General features: G+C 65.6%; 21 protein-coding genes. 3 read left to right on the top strand and 18 right to left on the bottom strand.

Annotated features, from left to right (window positions below):
- Positions 1-1506 (bottom strand): type VII secretion protein EccB, encoded by a 1506-nt coding sequence (gene eccB / locus ACIBJI_RS18100; protein ID WP_364346159.1) that lies wholly within the window; start codon positions 1504-1506, stop codon positions 1-3.
- Between the two features lie 259 nt (positions 1507-1765).
- On the opposite strand from eccB, the gene eccE reads away from it, so the two are divergent.
- The gene (eccE, locus tag ACIBJI_RS18095) at positions 1766-3496 is read left to right on the top strand and encodes a type VII secretion protein EccE (RefSeq protein WP_397084943.1); all 1731 of its coding nucleotides are present in this window, start codon (positions 1766-1768) and stop codon (positions 3494-3496) included.
- A gap of 93 nt (positions 3497-3589) precedes the next feature.
- Here eccE and ACIBJI_RS18090 read toward each other — a convergent pair whose 3' ends face one another.
- From ACIBJI_RS18090 to ACIBJI_RS18015, 16 genes are all read right to left on the bottom strand, one after another.
- Entirely contained in the window at positions 3590-3880 is a 291-nt protein-coding gene (locus ACIBJI_RS18090; protein ID WP_364346155.1) for a hypothetical protein, read from the bottom strand.
- A 48-nt stretch (positions 3881-3928) separates the two neighbouring features.
- Positions 3929-4231, bottom strand: coding sequence for a WXG100 family type VII secretion target (locus ACIBJI_RS18085; RefSeq protein WP_364346153.1), 303 nt, complete (start codon positions 4229-4231; stop codon positions 3929-3931).
- Positions 4232-4298: 67 nt separating this feature from the next.
- The gene (locus ACIBJI_RS18080; protein ID WP_364346152.1) at positions 4299-5141 is read right to left on the bottom strand and encodes an ESX secretion-associated protein EspG; all 843 of its coding nucleotides are present in this window, start codon (positions 5139-5141) and stop codon (positions 4299-4301) included.
- A complete protein-coding gene (locus ACIBJI_RS18075; protein WP_364346151.1) occupies positions 5138-6136 on the bottom strand; it encodes a PPE domain-containing protein in 999 nt (332 codons plus the stop codon). The genes ACIBJI_RS18080 and ACIBJI_RS18075 overlap by 4 nt, the downstream gene beginning before the upstream one ends.
- Positions 6137-6165: 29 nt before the next feature.
- Positions 6166-6498 (bottom strand): PE family protein, encoded by a 333-nt coding sequence (locus ACIBJI_RS18070; protein ID WP_396957433.1) that lies wholly within the window; start codon positions 6496-6498, stop codon positions 6166-6168.
- Positions 6499-6523: 25 nt separating this feature from the next.
- A complete protein-coding gene (locus ACIBJI_RS18065; RefSeq protein WP_364346149.1) occupies positions 6524-7807 on the bottom strand; it encodes a hypothetical protein in 1284 nt (427 codons plus the stop codon).
- A gap of 2 nt (positions 7808-7809) precedes the next feature.
- Positions 7810-8121, bottom strand: a complete 312-nt coding sequence (locus ACIBJI_RS18060; protein WP_396957431.1) for a type VII secretion target — start codon at positions 8119-8121, stop codon at positions 7810-7812.
- Between the two features lie 138 nt (positions 8122-8259).
- Positions 8260-8559: a YbaB/EbfC family nucleoid-associated protein gene (locus tag ACIBJI_RS18055; protein ID WP_397084940.1), complete on the bottom strand. Its 300-nt coding sequence runs from the start codon at positions 8557-8559 to the stop codon at positions 8260-8262.
- A gap of 27 nt (positions 8560-8586) precedes the next feature.
- Positions 8587-8928, bottom strand: coding sequence for a hypothetical protein (locus ACIBJI_RS18050; protein ID WP_397084938.1), 342 nt, complete (start codon positions 8926-8928; stop codon positions 8587-8589).
- A 12-nt stretch (positions 8929-8940) separates the two neighbouring features.
- Positions 8941-9726, bottom strand: coding sequence for an ESX secretion-associated protein EspG (locus ACIBJI_RS18045; RefSeq protein ID WP_364346142.1), 786 nt, complete (start codon positions 9724-9726; stop codon positions 8941-8943).
- Positions 9723-11537 (bottom strand): hypothetical protein, encoded by a 1815-nt coding sequence (locus ACIBJI_RS18040; protein WP_397084936.1) that lies wholly within the window; start codon positions 11535-11537, stop codon positions 9723-9725. Before ACIBJI_RS18040 ends, ACIBJI_RS18045 begins: the two co-directional genes overlap by 4 nt.
- A 143-nt stretch (positions 11538-11680) precedes the next feature.
- Complete coding sequence (locus ACIBJI_RS18035) at positions 11681-12205, bottom strand: hypothetical protein (RefSeq protein WP_364346138.1); 525 nt, start codon at positions 12203-12205, stop codon at positions 11681-11683.
- A gap of 14 nt (positions 12206-12219) precedes the next feature.
- Positions 12220-12441: a hypothetical protein gene (locus tag ACIBJI_RS18030; RefSeq protein WP_364346136.1), complete on the bottom strand. Its 222-nt coding sequence runs from the start codon at positions 12439-12441 to the stop codon at positions 12220-12222.
- 140 nt (positions 12442-12581) lie between these two features.
- The gene (locus ACIBJI_RS18025; protein WP_364346134.1) at positions 12582-12767 is read right to left on the bottom strand and encodes a hypothetical protein; all 186 of its coding nucleotides are present in this window, start codon (positions 12765-12767) and stop codon (positions 12582-12584) included.
- A gap of 169 nt (positions 12768-12936) precedes the next feature.
- On the bottom strand, positions 12937-13149 hold the full coding sequence (locus ACIBJI_RS18020; RefSeq protein ID WP_364346132.1) for a hypothetical protein: 213 nt from the start codon (positions 13147-13149) through the stop codon (positions 12937-12939).
- Between the two features lie 24 nt (positions 13150-13173).
- On the bottom strand, positions 13174-14481 hold the full coding sequence (locus ACIBJI_RS18015) for a hypothetical protein (RefSeq protein WP_364346130.1): 1308 nt from the start codon (positions 14479-14481) through the stop codon (positions 13174-13176).
- Positions 14482-14811: 330 nt separating this feature from the next.
- Between ACIBJI_RS18015 and ACIBJI_RS18010 the strand changes: the two genes are divergently transcribed.
- Both ACIBJI_RS18010 and ACIBJI_RS18005 read left to right on the top strand, forming a co-directional pair.
- Positions 14812-16248 (top strand): MFS transporter, encoded by a 1437-nt coding sequence (locus ACIBJI_RS18010; RefSeq protein ID WP_364346128.1) that lies wholly within the window; start codon positions 14812-14814, stop codon positions 16246-16248.
- Entirely contained in the window at positions 16220-16885 is a 666-nt protein-coding gene (locus tag ACIBJI_RS18005) for a response regulator transcription factor (protein WP_364346126.1), read from the top strand. Before ACIBJI_RS18010 ends, ACIBJI_RS18005 begins: the two co-directional genes overlap by 29 nt.
- Here the strand turns inward: ACIBJI_RS18005 and ACIBJI_RS18000 are convergent.
- Entirely contained in the window at positions 16882-18492 is a 1611-nt protein-coding gene (locus ACIBJI_RS18000; protein ID WP_364346124.1) for a hypothetical protein, read from the bottom strand. The two genes, ACIBJI_RS18005 and ACIBJI_RS18000, sit on opposite strands and share 4 nt — an antisense overlap.
- Between the last annotated feature and the right edge of the window lie 199 nt (positions 18493-18691).

Here is an 18691-nt window from a genome sequence, read left to right as displayed (position 1 = left end):
TCAGTTTCCGACAGGCAAGATATCGTGCTCGACCAGCGCATCGTTCTTCGACAGTGTCGGTCCGGGCACCAGCTGACCGATGATCGACCAGGGGGCCAGGCGCGGTTCGCCGCCGAGTCCGAGCACCTGGGCGGTGGCAATATCCGGGATGCCGTAGCGGATTCCGTTGTCCGCCACATAGAACAGGCCACCGCGGCGCAAACTGCCCGGCTCCGTTCCGGTCACCTGCACGAACTCCCCCGAAGCCGGTGGGATATAGGCGGAATCGACCCGATCGCCGGTGCCGTCGGAGGTGGCAAGGCTCACCGGCTCAGCCGAGCTGGGCAGTGGCACACGGTTGCCCGCGAGCAGGGCGATCGCGGCGCGGTCGGTGGGGCTTTCGGCCGCATCGTCGCCGGATTCGGGCCCCTTTGCCCAGCTCAGACAGGTGACCGGGGCGTCCTCGGCGGAAACTATCTTCGGGGTGTTGACCGGGAAGTGGTCGAGCGCAAGCTGGTGTAGTACCGGCATATTGGTCAGCACATCCGGCGGTTCGGCCTTGATCTCGCGCATGCCCTGGGAATTCGCGGTGCGGATGACCTGCGCGGCGAAATCGGTGACCGGCTGCACACCGTCGGCGAGCACCACATACAGCTGGGACTGATCGGTGCGACCGGTGCCGCCGACCGCGATGACTCCGCCGATCGGCACATCGGAAAGCTTTGCCGGACCGGGCTGTCCGGCCTTCGGCATATCCGGCACGGCCAGCGGCGGAACCGCGACGGCGGCATCCAGCAGGCCGGTGCCGACCGGTCGTGGCTTGTGCGCGGCCAGGTTCAGCGCACGTGCCAGTACCGAGTTGCCGAGGTCGACCTCCGCGCGCTTACCGTCATAGATCAGATAGGTCTTATCGGCGCGTCGCACAAGCAGCGCATCCGACGGACCCAGAGTCCGAATGCGTTCGTCGAGTTGGGGTTTACCCGCGAAGACCGCGGTTTCCACACCGGTCGCCGCGGCCGCGCTGCCCGTGATCGAAAGCTGCACCGTTTCGCACAGCGACCAGTCCGAGCGGCCGCCCTGCGTCGAACCCGGCAGTGCCGCGGGCGCACCCGGGATTCCGAGCATCGGACCGCGCGGCATCGACGAAAGCTTGGCATCCTTCACCGATTTGGGCGATTCGTTGCTGCCGCTGATCAGCCGGGCCGAGGCCAGGTTGAGCACCGGATGCAGGCGTTTGTCGTCCTTCTTGTCCTCGGATTCGGCCACCACCACATATAGCGCGCCGCTGTCCTTGCCGATCACGATATTCGCGTCGCCGATCGCGCCCTGCGGACGCAGGAAGGCCAGGATGGCCGCGCCGGCCACCATGAGCAGGCCGAGGGTGGCACCGACGAGCATCGAACGCAGCTGAGATCGCATGGGGTCGTGCAGCATCCGCACATCGCGGCGGACCAGTGCGTGATCGAGTCGGCGCAGCAGAAAGCGGTAGCCGTTGACCTGGGCCTTGGTGGTCAGCTGAGCCGGCACATGGTCTCCATCGAACTACGGGGGGAACAGGGTAATTACAGTATCGTTCGGTGCCGCGGTGTCAATTCAGCGACAATCGAGCAAACCAACTCCATCCGTAGCGACTGCTTGCAGGTCGCGCGAAAAGGCCACGGCGCGCACGCGTGTTGCGCGGTACTGTTATCGCAATACTGGTCTGATTATCGGGGACGGGGCTGTGAACAAACGCGATACCGACTCCGGAGCGAACGCGCGTGAATTAACCGGAAACGAAAACTCCGTGAACGCTACGCACACAACGTTACGTGATCCGGAATTCTGGCTGCTGCGTCAAATGCCTTTGCGACTCACGATTCCGCTCGCGCTGATTGCCGCGATCGCGGCCTGGATCGCGACGGCGCTGCATGCGCCGACGGTCGCCGTGATCGCGGTCGCCGCGGCCGTTCTCATTGCCGGCGCGGTACCGGTGCGTCGGCGCGAGCCACGCAATATCGTCGGCATTCTCTCGCGCGCGATCGCCTTTCGCTGGCGGCGGACCCGGCCCGGCCCCGCCGATACCGGCCAAGCCGCCTTCGATGTGCCGCTGCCGGAGGGCGGCAGTTACGGCGTGCGCTGGGACGGCAATCTGTTGCTGACCATGTTGCGCATCGATCCGCCACCGGATGCGCTGACATTGCTGCGTCGCGGTTCGCTGTCCACCGACCAGGTGCTTCCGCTCACCGAAATCGGCCGCTGCCTCAGCCAATTCGATATCAACCTGACCTCGATCGATGTGATCAGCACCGGCGCGCGGACCGCGGGCGGCGGTCCGGTCGCACAGCTCTACGACCGCATCCTCGGCCCGCTGCCCGCCATCGCGCATCGCACGGTCTGGTTGGTGCTGCGACTGGATCCGCTCGCGAACGCCGAGGCCGTCGACAACCGCGGCGGTGGCGGCGCGGGTGCGCTGCGGACCGCGATCATCGCGACCCGAAGGGTGGCCAATCGACTCGCCGCCCGTGACATCTCGGTATCGGTGCTGACCGCGGGCGAGATGAACAGCGCGGTGCGCCAACTCACCCGCGGCATACCACTGGACGGATTCGTCGAAACCCCGAAATCGCTGGTACACCATGGCTTGTACCTGACCAGCTATGAGATCGGCCCGGAACTGGTCGGCTCGCCCGGTTTCGCCGATATCTGGGCCACGCCCAGCCTGACCACCACAGTCACCGTGCGCCTGCGGCCCGGTGCGCAGCGGCCCGGCGATGGGCGCGAAACCGATTCCCCGCCGATCAGGTTGGGCGCGCTGGTCCGCTTCGATACCGCGTCCGAACCGATCGAGCCGCCGGTGCCCGGTTTGCGCACGCTGCCGGGTGAGCAGTTCCGCGCGCTGCTGGACTGTCTGCCCGCCCGCACCGCTCGTCGCGATGGCGACCACGCGGGTGATTACCGCGGCCCGCTCGCCGCGCTGGACGGAATCGTCGTGCCCACCGCCGGTTGCGGCCAGCTGATCGGTGCCGACAATGCCGGTCAGGGCATCGCGGTACCACTGATCGGTGACGGCACCAGACATCTCGAGGTGATCGGTCGATTGGATCTGGCCCAGCAGGTCATCCTGCGGGCCATCGCCCTCGGTGCGCACACCATCGTGCACACCGACCGGCCCGAGGCCTGGCAGTCCATGGTCGCCAATGTCGATGCGCCGCATTCGCTCTCGCTGGCTCCGCGGTTCGCCGGTGCTGGGCATCACCTCGCACCACCGCAACCCGGCGGGCCCATTCCCACCGCGACCGTGGTGGTCTTCGACGGCATCGCACCCACCGCGCTGACCGGTGGCGCGACCATCGTGCACGTCCGCGCGCCCGAGCAGCCCGATGCGCAGTTCGATGCCGATATCGTTCTGGTGCAGGATATTTCGGCTCCCAACCTGATCACGGTGCGGACCTCGACGGCCAGCGCGACGGTCAATATGGTCACCACCCCGGACGAGATGTGGTACATCGGCGAATCCCTCGCCGCAGCAAGGTAATCGAACGAACACGGCCGGTCCGGAAACGTAACGCTACCGACCGGCCGTGCTGCGCCTTTTCGAGCGACCCGCAAGCGATCGCTACGGTGAGGTTCAGGCCCCGAAGCCGTCACCGATCTTGCTGTCGGTGCCGAGCGCGCGGTGCAGCGAGTTCTCCACCGCCGCGGCGACATTGTCGAGTGAGGTGAGCGTGTCACCGTACTCGGAGTGCCAGGCGTCGTAGACCTGCTTGAAGCTGGCGTGGGCCACGTTGCCCTCCCACGCCACCTTGAGCACGCCGCCCGCGTCCTCCATATCGCTGCCGTATTTGATCAGGTCGCCGTGCAGGGTGACCAGATCGTTGAACAGAGCCATCATCGGGCCCTTGGCGTATGCCATAGTCATGGTGATTACCTCCGAATCGAAGACTGAATAGTGTGTCGGCCCAGGCGATTACAGGCTGATGTGCTCGAAACCCTCGCGGTTCGCCTGCTCCATCTGGATGTACTGCTGGGTGCCGTGACCGACCTGCTCGGTAATGGCGTTGAGCTTCTTGTGCAACTCCTGGGAGTGCTGGGCCCAGTTGGTCGAGGCGGCGACGAACGCCGCCTTCGCATCGCCTTCCCAGTGGGTCGCCGCGGCGACCTCGTCATCGATCTTCTTCAGCGTGCGCTGCATGTTGTCGACCGCGGCGGCCATGAACTCCTCGGCCTTCTTCGCGGTTGCCTCGTCTACGTGTACACCTTCACCACTCATCGTGGACACCCTCTCGTGTTGTGATTCCAATGCCCGGAAACGATGTCGGGTGACATCGCCGGAAGGTTTACTGCGGAAGCCACCTTCCCCCGGGCAATGATTCGATCAATGCCGAAATCGCCTGCGCGATACGGTGATCGGTGCCCGGTGTCACCGTGGACCAGACCTGCTGATCCGCAGCAATCCCGGGCGCGGCCACAATGCGACCGCGTCCGGTGTCATAGACCGCGACCGCACCGGGCGGCCGGGTGGTCGTACCGTCGAGATGGGCGTAGGCCACGATCTCGGCGAAGGCGTGGCAGGAGGCGAAGGCCAGCCCGTATGCGGTGGCATCGCGATCGGCGACACCCAGGGCATATACGGCGTCCGCGTAGTCCTCGGAGGTTCGCGCCGCATTGTTGTTTCGAGCGACCTGCAAGCAGTCGCTAGCGGTGAGCCGCTGGCTCAATTCGGTCGACAGCGCGCTGAAATTGACCACCTCCGCGGGCGTTGCGGGTCCGAGCGCATCGAGCAGCGGACGCACCAGCGCCTCGCCCGATCCGTCCGCCCAGACGGTCCGCACGTCGAAGCTGTCGCCGGTGCGCACCGCGATGGCATGCTTTTCGCCCCGACGGGCCAGGCAGATTCGGGTCACCGCGGGTGTCCCGTCGGGCGCGGTCGCATAGATCCGTGCGACCAGCTCGCGATCAGGTTGGGCCAGCGTGAACATGGCGTCGGCCAGTTCGGAGTCGACATCGCCATCGGCGTCGAGCACGCCCGCGCCGACCAGCTCGGTCACCGCGCGCTGCTGGGAATCGACCCATGCATCGTATGAATCCTGTTGCGGACCAACCGAAAGCACCAGCGGCAAGGTCTGGACGCCGAGCCGCTCGGCGACCGCGAGCAGACCATCGTTGGTCATGGTCGTCATTCGGCACCTCCCGATGCCGTCCGACTGGTGGCCGTGGGCGCTTCCGGAGCACCCAGTACCACCGGAGCACCCAGTACCGCCGGAGCGGCGGCGATGCCGAGATCGGCGCCGATGGCATCGCCGGTCACGGCGGCCGCGCGCGGGGCGTATTCCTCTTCCTCGGCACCGGCTCCTGCCGTCATCGCGCCGGGAACCATCGGCAGCGCACCGGAACTCGCGGAGGATGTCGGAACCGGTTGTGGTGTAGTCACTTCCACCGGCGTGGGCGCTTCGGTGAAGACCGGCGCCCGATACGGCTGCAACTTCGCGGACGTCGGCGCCGCACCGATTCCGCCCCGCATGAACATGCCCGGCGTGATCGCGGGCAGGGCAGACAGGGCTGATGTCGCTGCCGTCACCGGGGCGCTCGTCTTCTCGGCCGCCAGCGCCGCCGGCGAGGCGATCGCCGGTGGCTCCTGCTGAATCCACGGTGTCGCGAGCGGTTCGGTCGCGGCCTCATAAGTCTGCATCACCCGCGCGGCCGCCGCCTTCGCCATATCCGCGTCGGTATCGGCCTGGGCAGCCACTGCCTTGATCGGTGCGCCGAGCGCGCCGCCGATCGATTCGAGCATCCGCTGCACTGTCTGGATGGCCTGGATCTCGGTGGTATGCGGCATTGTCATCCGTGCCAATTCGTAAGCGGTGGCTTGCGTTTCGGCGCGTACCGCGTTGTTGCCCGCGGCCGTCGCGGCATCGGCGAGCCAATCGCGCAGCCGCGAAATCCGGTCCAGCACCGGGCCGCTCGTGTTGGATTGCCACGCACCGCGCATCGAGGTGACGATCAGTTCGTATTCGGCGACCGCCGCACCGAATCCGGCGGCCAGCCGGGTCCACGCGGCACCGGCCTCGGCCATCGGTATCGCGCCGGGACCGGTGGACAGTTCACGCGCCAGCCGATCCGGCTCGCGCGCGCCCCAGACCACACCGGTGAAACCGGGCTGCGGTGGTTCGATCATGTTGACTCCGTGTCGTATTCGCTGTGGGCTCAGGCGGCGCCGGGGACGCCGAAGTCGGCGACATTGTCGTTTTCGGCGCGACCGAACTGCGCTGCCTGCGCGCGCAAGGTCGCTGCCAGTTTGCGCAATTCCACGATTCCGGCGGTCGCGCTCTGCCCGTAGGAGGCTGCGACATCGTTCATCGTCTGCGCCGCTCGCCCCGAAACCTCGTCGGCAGCGGCCGGCGGCACCGTCAATGCGGGCGAGCCCTCGCGCAGTTCCGCTTCCAGTCGGGCAGCGAGTCCGTCGAGCCGGGCGGCCGCATCCCGGGCCGCCGCCGGATCGAACATGACTCCATCGAAATCTGCACCGCCGCTTGCCATCGCAACCTCCTGAATGACGAAACCCTTATAGGGTGAGTTCCTTATCCGGTGGTGGCTCCGAGATCTGTTCGGCCGCGCCGACCACCGGCAGCGAGACCCCCTCGATCGGTCCGACGACCGCTTCACCGTGTTCGGCATTGACCAGGAAGCTGGGCATATCGCCGCCCGCATCCCCCGCCCCGCGCGCACCTGCCGCGCCCGCCGCACCGTAGGGCATCACGCCCGGGTTGCCCGGCGCGCCGGTGGCGCCACGCACCGCGGCCGCGGGTTCGGCTGCCGCGGAACCGGTCCCGCCGGCATTGAAGCCCGGCATACCGGTGAGTCCGGCGGTGCGCGGTCCGCTCCACGGGCTCAATGGTGTCGATATCGGAGCCGCGCCGATGCCGCCGATAGCGGGATCACCGCCGCCTGCGCCACCACCCGTGGCGTCGTGCTCGGCCTTCTGCGTGGCCTCGCGGTCCTGCTGTTCCTCAGCGATGGCGTCGGCCTGACGTTTCTGAGCCTGCGTCGCGTTCTGCGTCGCGACCTGGGTGAGCGTCTGCGCGCCGGTCTGCGCCATGGTCATCAGCGGGTTGAGCAGCTGCATCACCTGCTGCATCGAATCGACGCCCTTGGGCGCGTTGGTGACCTTGACCTTCTTGCCCACCGCGGTCATATTCGCCGAATGCGCCGTCATTTCGACCCGCGTCTTGGTCACCACCGCGATGCCCTCGGTGATCGCCTCCACCGTCGCCGCCGCGATAAATGCTTGTCCACCACCGGTTGCCAGCCACGGCGTCGCCGCGGCCACGGTGGCCATGTACTTGGCGATGACCGAGGCCATCAGCGCGCCGCCAGTCGCCACCGAGGTCGCGCCGCCGGCGAGCGACGCCTTCTCCTGCGCGCTCTGCGTGGCCAGCTCGGCGCCGTTTTCCGCAGCTTGTCCGGACTTGTTCGCCGCCTGCATCGCGGCCAAGCCCTGCCACAGCGACATCACGGTCTGCAGCGCTTGCGTCCCGAGTTGAATCGCGGTCTGCGCGGCCTGCGCGGTATCGGAGAGCACCTTGGTCGGATCGGGACCGCCGCCCGCGGGCGCGCCGAGATTTCCGGTGCCGAAGCCGCTCGCCATATCGGTGAGCGGCCTGGCCAGTGCGGCCAGATCGATGACCGGCAGCGGCGGCAGTTCGGGCAGCGGTGGCAGCCCGGAGATTTCAGGAAGTGGGCCGAGGCCCATATCGTTCAGGATGTCGTTGACCGGTCGATCGATCAGCGGCGCAAGCGCACTGCCGCGCAGCAGATCCACGATCGACGGGTCGAGCGGCGCAGTCATTGCTAAACGCCGGCGGCGCCGAATTCGGTGCCGGATGCCGCCTCCGCTGCCTCGTAGGCGGCGGCCCCCTGGTGCGCGGTCAGCGCGGTACCCGCGTGCACACCGGCCAATTCGAACATCGAACTCACGTGATTGGACTGCGCGTAGGCGAAGGCCATCAGAAAGTCCTGGCCGATCAAGCCGAATACCGGCGCGGCCGCCGCCACCGTTGCCACCTGGTCGAACGCACCTGCCGTCGCGACACCGGTCGCCATGGCCACTGCAGCGTCCCCATACGCCCGAATCGCATCAGGCGTTGCTATGAGTTCGCTCATCGTGATCCCCCATCCCGTAATGGAATTGACCGACTCTTCATAGAACCTGTCAATCGAACTGCAAAACCCGAAAGCAAATTTGCACAAACTCAAGGTTCTTGACAAAAGTTCTACGGGGACAGCGTGAACGTCGGGTGTCTACTCGGCAACTTCCTCATTGAAGGCAGTGACCAATTCGCTACGTCGCTCGAATGCCTGCCGCACCGCGGCGGCCGCGGTCGCCACCAGGGTCGACTCGAATTCCGTTGGCGACATCCGCGAAACTGCTTGGGAGAACCGCAGATCCAGCAACGTACCGTTGCCGTCGACCTCCACCGTGACCGAACCGTCCTGCGCGGTCTCGCGGCCGCGCACCCCGGCCATATCGTCGGTCAGATCCCGGATCCGATACAGCCGCCGCTGCACGCTGGCCATCAGTTCGTCCATGGTCTCGTACACGATGAAAACTCCTCTCGGACAACGGGACTACACCTGGCGCAACCAACTGTCCGGCTCGGTCTCGTACTCCTGCTCCTCGGCTAATTCCTGGCGCGCAACATCTTCGGCAGTCGGCAACCCGGTCAGCGCCAACATCTCCGCCGGCACGCCCGCCGCCGCCAACTCCGCCCGACGCGCCATTCCGGCCCGATTGGCCGCCTGCCTGCACAATCGCAACACCTCGGCCGCCAATGCTTGCGGATCGCCCTTCAACTCGGCGGGCTCGACCGAAATACCTAGTGGCAGACCCTGTTCCGTGGTGCGCACCGCGATCGCGCCGCTGCGCGAGGTCGCGGTCCATTCGGGAATTCCCGGTTGTGTTTCGTCCATGGCGGCCACCTTTCAGACTCGCTCGTCCTTGATCGCACGGACCACCTCGGCGACTCGCGAATTGATCATCGCGGTGAGGTGTTTCGCATCGATGGCACGCGCCACCGGAGGATTCCGATCGTCGATCGCATAGCGACCGTCGTCGCGAATGTCGCGCCACTGCAGCCGATGTCGAGTGATCCCGCGTGGGCCGAAACGCGACATCCCCTGGATCACATCGATCGTCCCGGAACAGGATGTCGGTAGTGCCAAGAATTCCGCGGAGCGATCGGCGATCGAATCGTCGAAGGAATCGTGCACGACCGATCGGCCGAGCGAGTAATCCAGGCCGTCGCCCGCGTCCTGGGTAGACAGCACCGCGGTGGCGCGGCGTCCCGACTCGACCTCCGGCAGCGCTCGCACGATCGCACCGGCGAGATCGACCGCATCGCATTCGGCAACCGTGAAACCACCGGAATGCCAGTATGTTTCGCCGGGCAGCTCGGAGAAGACATAGCCGCGGTCCCCCCGGCGAACACCGTGCAGCCGAACCGGCACGTCCGGCTTCCACGGCTCCGCCGGGTCGTAGCCTTCCGCGACGATGCGCAGGTCAGGGAAGGCCAGCACATCCAGCACATCGTCGAACGACCGATCTCCGGAGTGCCGCAGCCGCACCAGCGCATCCTGTTGTTCCCGGACATAATCCTCGTTCACCCAGGTGCGACAGGTGTACACGAATGGTTCCGGCAGGTAGTCCTGCTTCAACGCCTCCCACTGGACGATGAATTCCAGGTCGGTGAACTTCCAGGTGCGATTCATTGCTCGACAATGGGTTTGACGACGACCGGCGCGTCGCCGAGCGCCTCTTCGATGTGCTCGACCGAATCCAGATACGCGGCCCGCTTATGTTCCTTGTTCTGACCACCGGCACCGTGGCCCGCGGGTCCCATACCACCGGGCGAACCCGGCTGGCCGGTGCTCGCGATGCCCGCGCGGCTCGCCGTCGCGGCCCCGGCCATCTCGGCAGCCGCCGCCCGCGGAAAAAGCTTCGAATTCTGCAGGCTATTGGGTGAAAGATTCGCTCCCGCGCCGCTACCCGCACCGCCTGCGCCACTACCCTTGCCTGCGCCGCTACCGCCGCCTGCCTTGAGCGCGTCCTTACCCAACGCCGAGAGCGCGGAAGGCAGGCCGGCGAGGCCTGCCGACTGCATATCCTTGGCCGCCGCGGCCTGCGCTTGTTGGGCCGCCGCCTGTGCGGCCTGGTCCATTGCCTGCTTCACGCCATCCATGCCCTGCTGCGCGGACTGACTGGCTTGTTGGGCCGCTTGCTGCGCGGCTTGTTGGGCCGCCTGTTGCTGTGCGGCCTCGCGCTGCGCGGCCTCGCGCTCGGCCTGCTGACGCTGCTGCTCGGCCTGCTGACGCTGCTGTTCGGCCTGCTGGCGTTGCTCGGCCGCGGTCTTTTGGGCCTGCTGGGTCGCCCTGCGCTGATCGGCGAGCGCCTGCTGAGCTTCCTTTGATTGGGCGGCCGAGGTCCCACCTTTTCCGCTGCCGGTCCCGCCGGTGCCACCACCGGGTCCGGTCTGCTGGGTCTGGTTGGGCGACGGCGTCGGCGCGGTCGGCTGCACCACCGGGCTCACCGGCTGAACCATGAGCGGAATCGCATTGCTCGATGCCGCGAGTCCGGGTACGTACCAGTCGTTGAAGATCCGCTTGGCCTTGTCGACTTCATCACGCGCGTACTGGGTGCCGACCGTGTCCGGCGGGATATTGGGGGTATTCGCCTGCACCGCCCACAGCCAGCCCGAGGTGTTCAGCAGGTTGCTGGCGACCGTGCGCATGCCCTCGACCATGTTCTGCACACCGGACACATAAGCCTGGACTGCGCCACCCGCCTTCACGGCGGCGTCACTGTTCCAATCATCCGAGGTCTGCATCGCAGTCATCTGGTTGCCCAGATTCGCGGCCGGTCCCGTCACATGCTCGGCCATATCGCTCCAGACGCCGGAGGCGTCGGAGGTGTGCCCCATCCCGTTGATCAACGATTGATGCCATGAGTAGGCGGTCGGGTAGTCCAGGACACTCGCCGGCTCCGGACGAACCGGTTCGGTATCGCGGCCGTCCTTCTCGTTGGCGTATTGCTTCAGGTCGGCCGGTGGTCCGCCGTATTTATCGGTTCGGCCGGTCTTCCCGCCCCAATCCGGGATCTTGGTGGTGCCGTCGGCGGGCAGACTCCAACTTCCGTGGCGTTCGGCGGAGCGGGCATTCCTGAGCCGATCGAATCCGGAGGTATTGGCCTCCTCGGCGGCGGTGTACAGCTTGCCCGCGGTAATGAACTGCTGTGCCAGGTCTTTGAGAATGGTCTTGTGGCTCTTGACCCTGTCGTTCAGATCGCGGCCCGCGCGCTGGAACTTTCCCTGCAGCGCGATGCCGGAGGGGAGATTCCCGAATCCATCGACCTTCTCGGCGAAGTGGGTCCAACCCTCGATGGTGTCGAAGACGTCATACAGATCGATCGCGTACTTGGCCAGGGTTTGCAGACTCTTCTGCTTGACCGTCAGATTCTGTGAATCCTTGCCGATATCGTCCCCGGAGAGCTGCCACGGATTGGGCTTGTCATCTGTCGGCGCCATTGGTCAACTCCTGTCCTGCTCGGCGCTGCGTCGACGCGCGGTGTGCGCCCCCTCGCGTCGCCCCTCATCCGCGCACATATGACACCGATCATCCCATGAGCTGCGTGAACGCTCGGTGACCTCGTCGTGAATCATGCTGGTGCTCATGAGCTCTCCGGTTGTCCTGGGACGCCGTAGTCGGTGGAACCGTCACCGACGGGGCCTGTCGGATCCGGCTTGTGGGTTTCACCGAGTTCGGGTTCCGTGGCGGGTTCGTCCGGTGGTTTCTCGACTTCGAACCAGACGCACTTGCCGTCCCGTCGCACATCGACGCCCCGGACGGTAGCCGTCTCCTCCAGCAGCCCGAGGCCGCGTCTGTGGGTGCCGACCTCCAGCGGATCGGCTCGCGTCTCGAACCAGCTCCCATGTCGTTCACGCAGGTCCGTTGCGATGAGGTCGGCCAACGCCTCGATCGGGACCGTCCGCTCCTGCTGCCCGGTCCGTTCCAGTTCGCGCAATCCGGTCCGAAAATCCTGATCCCACAGCGGGTAGACGGTGAGTTCGACTCTTTCGTCGCCGAATCGGCATTCGACGAATTCACCTACGACATTGGTTCGGAAGCCATGCAGTCGGCCGCGGTTGATCCGGGCGCGATGGCGCAGGCCGTGGTCGATATTGTCCTGTGCCACCTCCGGGGGCGAATTCAGGTGGTCGAACGCGGCCAGTGCCCGGCGGGTTGCGGGATCTTGCGCGACTCGACCACGATCGCTACCTCACCCGGAACATGTACGCGCACACGGCGTATCGGCTCGATTGCGTCAGCGAGCCAAGTCGGCATGCGGTTCGATTCGGTCAGCGTGAAGCTCGAATCACCGACGGTCGCGTGCAGCTCGCGATCGCCCGGAATCCCGTTCTCTGCCAGCACAATCCGGACTTCACCCGCCGGGCTTTCCAACTCCCGCTCGACCAGGTCGGCGAGTTCGAGTCCCGCATCGTCGATCTTGTCGGCGGGCCAGTCGGGCAGTTGCTCGCCGAGCCAGTTCGGTATAGGTCAAATCCGTTACGTCATCGGCGAATCGGGTCTGAATGACCACATTTTTGGCGTTGACGACCACCGCGACGCGTTTGCCCGCCGAATATCCGGTGGCCGTGAGCAGAGCCTGTTTCTCCTGCGCGCGCAATGGATTCGACCCCCGCCCACATCATCTCCATGAGATCGGTGAATTGTCCGATCGAAATGTCGTCCGCCATCGAATCCCTCCTAGCTCACCCCGGTACCCCTACAACCAGCTCGGACTTCGACGTCGGTGGCGTCAGATGCTCTCGAAATCGTCGCGACCCGCTTGATCGGTGCCGGTGAGCGCCACCCCTGCGTCGGTGACGCCTTGCGAATAGCTCTGCAGCGTCTCGATTTGCACGTTCAATATGCTGAGCAGGTTGTCATGCGATGCCTGGTAACCATTTTCGCCACCGGCGAATTCGGGTCCGCGACCGTTGGTCCCCCAACTGCCCCATTCCGGGCGTTCTCCGCATTCAGCCGGGAGACGATCGCCTGGATTTTGCCGCCGACCTCGGCCAGGTCCGCCGACGGTTTGTGCAACCCGGACGGTGTCGCCCGGAAGCCCTCACTCATCTCGAACCCTCCTCTGACCTCGGGCTATAGCGCAACTCGAGCATCGCATGGACGCCTGTCGTCCAAAAGGTGAAATTCCGGCATACTTCCGGTAACCGGCTCGGGTTGCGAAATTCCGGTATGGACTCGATTCGGTTGCGGCGCAAACAATCCGGCTGCGGACAGCTGACGAATCGCGGCTTCGAGATCGGCATCGCGACCGAAGGTGTCCACCAATAGCTCTCGAGTGACCACACCGCACTCTGCGGCAGACAGCAAGTGCGCCACCGCGGTTCGTGTTCGGGTGCCCGGATCCCCCGACACTAACCGGGCCACCGTCTCGATCACGGTGTGCGACTCCCAGATTTCCGGCATCGCCACACCGCACTGCTGCACCGAAGGCGACTCCCCGCAGTACCACCGCTGGCCGTCCCACCAGAAGCAGAACGAGAGCAAGCCGACGGCCGCGCGCGGACTCAGCACCGCATTGGTCACCCAATCCGGGGCTGCCGCATAAAGATTCGGCAGACCGACGCCGCCGTTATAGGCCGCGTTCAAAGCCGGTGCGTCCCAAACTCCGCCCGAAAGCACGGCTCGGCCGCCCGGCAGGGCGTACAGCGTGGAGCCGCTGCTGCCGTTCCCGCCGCTCTCGAACCAGCCGTTCGACGGCACGACGCGCGGTCCGCGGTCGGACGAGACGGCAACGTGCGCCGCCGAAATCATCGCCCATCGGGCCCACAACTGGGGGAACGACGGCAGTTCCGGATCCACCGGGCGCGCGGTCACCCCGTGCGCCCGGTCGACGAGCGCGGCGGCCACGGCACGGCGCGGGCGGCGAGACTGTCGGTCGCGATGACTCATGTAGGCCGCCAACCACACCGGCAGTCGCGGCCGCGGATACGCCGCCACATCGGCGCGATACGCCTCCGGGCGGAAGAGTTGGTCGGCCGGGAACGGCTCGTCGCCGTAGTCGTAGTCGACTTCGATGTCACCATATGCGTTGGCCTGCAACAACAGTCGCCACCATGGCTCGGTACCGGCCGCTGCGACCTCGCCGCGATACTGCCGCACCAATGCGAGCACCGGTTCCGGGACTTCCAGGCGTACCGGCCGATACTCGCCGGTGAATTCGACTCGCGCCGACTCGACGCTCACCGTCAGCGCGAATACCGCGTTCAGACGCTGCCAACCGCGTGGTCCGAGTTCCCCCAACTCGCTCGCGATGCGCGAAACCAGCGTGTCGGCGTACTGGGCGTGGTCGGCGACGGTCCCCGTGCCGCCGATCTGTCCGTCGCGCCCACCCGTCGCCCGACCGCCACCCCGCACGGAATCGCTACGCGATGCTCGAGTCATTGCTCTCGTTCCTGTTCCAACACAATCGATTCACCGGTCAGGTGCTGTTGTTTCGTGTGCGCACCATCGGTGTCTTTTCCGATAGTTGCACGCGGATCGGCCCCGGTATCCCCTTACCGATGGTGACTAGCTAAAGGGATTGTTAAGAATTCGAACCCGCCTCCGACCAGGGCATCTGCGACTGTGACCGCCGAATTATCGAGCACAGAATTCGGCTCCGACTTTTTCCTAAGGGACCGTTAGAACATCGGCGGACCCCTGGCAATGTGCTGTGACTGGGCTCACAGTCGCCTTTGCGGCGGTAGGTGCGGTGCCAGAAGGAGATTCACAATGACTACGACACAACACACGGGCGAGCGTAGGGTCATCGCCAACGTGCTGCGTGGCTCGCTCGGCAATCTCGCCGAGTGGTACGACTGGTATGTCTACGCGGCATTCAGCGTGTACTTCGCGCACAGCTTCTTCCCCAAGGGCGATTCCACCGCACAGCTACTCAATTCGGCCGCCGTCTTCGCGGTGGGCTTCCTGATGCGCCCGATCGGCGGTTGGATGCTCGGCCGCTACGCCGACCGCTTCGGGCGCCGCGCCGCGCTGACCCTCTCGGTGACCGTGATGGCCGCGGGTTCGCTGCTGATCGCGGCCACGCCCGGATACCAGACGATCGGCCTGGCCGCACCGGTGCTGCTGGTGCTTGCGCGCCTGCTGCAGGGACTCTCGCTCGGCGGCGAATACGCTACCAGCGCAACGTATTTGTCCGAGGTGGCCTCGCCGGGTAAGCGCGGGTTCTACTCCAGCTTCCAGTACGTCACACTGGTTGCCGGTCAGCTGGTCGCGCTCGGTGTGCAGATCGTGCTGCAGAACATTCTCAGCGACGCGCAGATGCACAACTGGGGCTGGCGCATTCCGTTCCTGATCGGCGCGGGCGGTGCGCTACTGATCATGTGGTTGCGGCGCAGCATGGACGAATCCGAACAATTCCAGGCCGAATCCGATCGTCCGGCGCGCGGATCGCTGCGAGTATTGCTGCAATATCCGCGCGAATGTCTGATCGTTTGCGGCCTCACCCTCGGCGGCACTGTCGCCTTCTATACGTACACGACGTACATGCAGAAGTTCATGATCAATACCGCGCATATCTCCAAGCCGACCGCGGCCTGGATCAATTTCATCGCGCTGCTGGCTTTCGTGGTGCTGCAGCCGCTGGCCGGGGCACTGTCCGACCGCATCGGCCGACGCACACTGCTCATCTTCTTCGGCATTGCCGGTACCTTGCTGACCGTGCCGATCATGACCGTGCTCGCACATACCCGCAATCCGATCGGCGCATTCGGGCTGATGATGCTGGCTCTGGTGATCATCACCGGCTACACCTCGATCAATGCCATCGTGAAGGCTGAACTCTTCCCGACCCGGATTCGGGCGCTCGGTGTCGGCCTGCCGTACGCGCTGACCGTCGCCATCTTCGGCGGCACCGCGGAGACCATCGCGCTGGCGCTCAAGAAGGCGAATCACGAATCGCTGTACTTCTGGTACGTCGCGATCTGTATCGCGATCTCGTTGACGATCTACTACTTCATGCGCGAGACCTCCAAGAACTCCGCGATCGAGGCGGAGGCGACGGCCGACGCCGAGATGGCCGACCGCTGGCGACTGCTTGCAGGTCGCTCGAAAGGGCCAGCTGAGCATGGCTATCCGCAAACTCCTGCGCGTCGAACCTTCGCTTTGCGAGGATCGGCGCGTGCGGCTTGTGCTGGTGGAAGACGATGACGGAGTCGGTGAAGCGCTGCAGGCCGCGCTCACCGCTCGGGGCTACCTCGTCGACCGCAAGCGGCACGGTGCGGACCTACTACGCACGCACCGCGACTACGACGCGGTGATCCTCGATCTCGGACTACCCGACATGGACGGGCTGGAGGTATTGCGGCGGCTGCGTGAGGTCAGTTCGGTACCCGTGCTGGTCCTCACCGCCCGGGCCGGTGAGCGCACCGTCGTGCTCGCGCTGCGTTCCGGCGCGGACGACTATCTGGTGAAACCGCCGCGCATCGCGGAGCTTGTCGCACGGCTGGAGACGGTCACCCGTCGCGCTGTTATCCATACCTCGCCCGTGGAAGCGGTTGTCTCCCAAGATGTTCTAGTGGACCTGATGGCTCGCCGGGTCGAGGTTGCCGGGGTGCCGATCATGCTCACCCACAAGGAATTCCAGCTGGTTCGGATCCTGGCGGAGCGACCCGATACCGCCGTCAGCAGGCAGGAGCTGATGGACCGCATCTGGGGCGACTCGTCGGCCTCGGTATCGCGCGCGCTCGATGTGCATATGGCCGGATTGCGCGCGAAACTCGACCGGCCCGGTTTGATCACCACCATCCGCGGTTTCGGCTATCGGTGGCGCACCGACGGATCTTAGCTCTGCACCGAACCGTGCCGCTGCTGGAAGCGCTGCTCGAACTCCGCGGCATAGACCGACGGCGCCACCGATGACGAAGATTCTTCCAGCACACCGTCATCCGCGACATAGAAGATCGCGCGGCCGATCGAGATCTCGCCGGGTTCGGTCGGCACGTACACCATCCAGCCGACGCTGATCCGGTCCGCGCGCAGGTTTTCCAGCGGATAGCCGGTGGTATCCATATTCTGATCCAGAATGAACTGGCGGACCTGGGCGATCGCGGCTTCCCGCGAGATCGGCTCCGGCAAGGTGATCGTCACACCGGCGAGCGTGAGTTGGTAGAGGGCACTGTCGATATCGAAGGTGCCGTCGTCGCCGAAGACCTCGACGAGCGTATCCCGTGTTACCACACCGATTTCCGCGGCCGACACCAGATTCGCCACCGCCGCGCGCTGCCCATCGGTCGGCTGCTCCGCGACCAGGCCCGCGATTACACCGGCCACCGTATCGAAGGTCCAGATGCCGGGCACCGCTTCGCTGAGCCGGTCCGCGGTCGGCGACTCCCCGCGATACCACCGACCGCCGTCCCACCAATAGCAGAACGACAACAACCCACTGGCCGCGCGCGGATTCAACACCGGATTAGCGACCCACTCCGGGGCACCGGCATACAGTGCGGGCATCGACGTCCCGCCGTTGTAGACGGCATCGAGTTCAGGCGCGTTCCACACACCACCGGACAGCACTGCGCGACCACCCGGCAAGGCATACAGGGTCGACCCGCTGCGTTTCGAACCTTCGAACCAGCCGAGCGCGGGCAAAACCCTTGGTCCCCATTGTGATCCGGCGGCGACGAAGGCGGCCGCGATAACCGCCCAGCGGGCTGACATCACCGGAAAGGCCGGAAAGTCCCGCTCGGACGGCACCGGACGCACACCGGTTTCCCGGTCCACCCTGGCCTGTGTGGCCGCGGCGGCGGCCGGACGCGACTGCCGGTCACCGTGGCCGATATAGGCCGCGAGCCAAACCGGCAGGCGCGCACGCGGATACGCCTGCAAATCCACGAGATAGACCTCGGGAAGGAATAGGTGATCGTCCGGGAAGGGCTCGTCACCGTAGTCGTAGTCGACCTCGATCTCGCCGGTACTCGCCAAGTCGATCAACAGCCGCCACCAGGGACCGTCGCTCAATTGAGCCGACAGATGCCGCTGTTCGCGAACCAGTTCGAGCACATCATCGCCCGGCTGGACCCGCGCCTCCCGCTGCTGGTCATCGGCGAAGGTCACCAACCCGACTTCGGTGCTCGTGGTCATCGCGAACACGGCCTCCAGGCGACGCCAGCCCGATGGGCCACCAGCCGCCAACGTGCGGGCGATCCGGTGCATGAGCTGTTTGGCCTGCTCGGCGCCGTCTACCGGTTCGTCGAGGGTGAAGCCGATATCGGGTGCATCCTCTTGCTCGGTGGGGTTGTCGTCGGTGGGGTTGTCGTCGGCTGCCTCGAACGCCTTCATGAACTCGGCCATGAACTCCGTATCGCCGTCCAGTGCCGCCGCGCGCTGCTCGTGATCCGGGATCGACTCTTCATTCGACTTGTCGCCGGGTGCTTGGCCATCAGGTGTGGTCACGTCGCCGCAATCTCCCTCATCCGCGCACCGCGCATCGGAACGCACGCACAGTGCCCGAGCTATTTACCGCCCCTATCCTGGCACAGCGCCGCGACACGCGATTCACGAAAGTCCACGGCTTAACCATCCCTGAGGGAATAGCTGCGCAAACAGCTTCAGCAGTCGCTATGGGCGTTGGACGGGTGCCGATTGCATTCCG

It is taken from the genome of Nocardia sp. NPDC050408 (assembly GCF_044458905.1).
Classification (GTDB): Bacteria; Actinomycetota; Actinomycetes; order Mycobacteriales; family Mycobacteriaceae; genus Nocardia.
The sequence above is the reverse complement of the archived record's forward strand: the minus strand, read 5'-3'. Positions and strand labels throughout refer to the sequence as shown.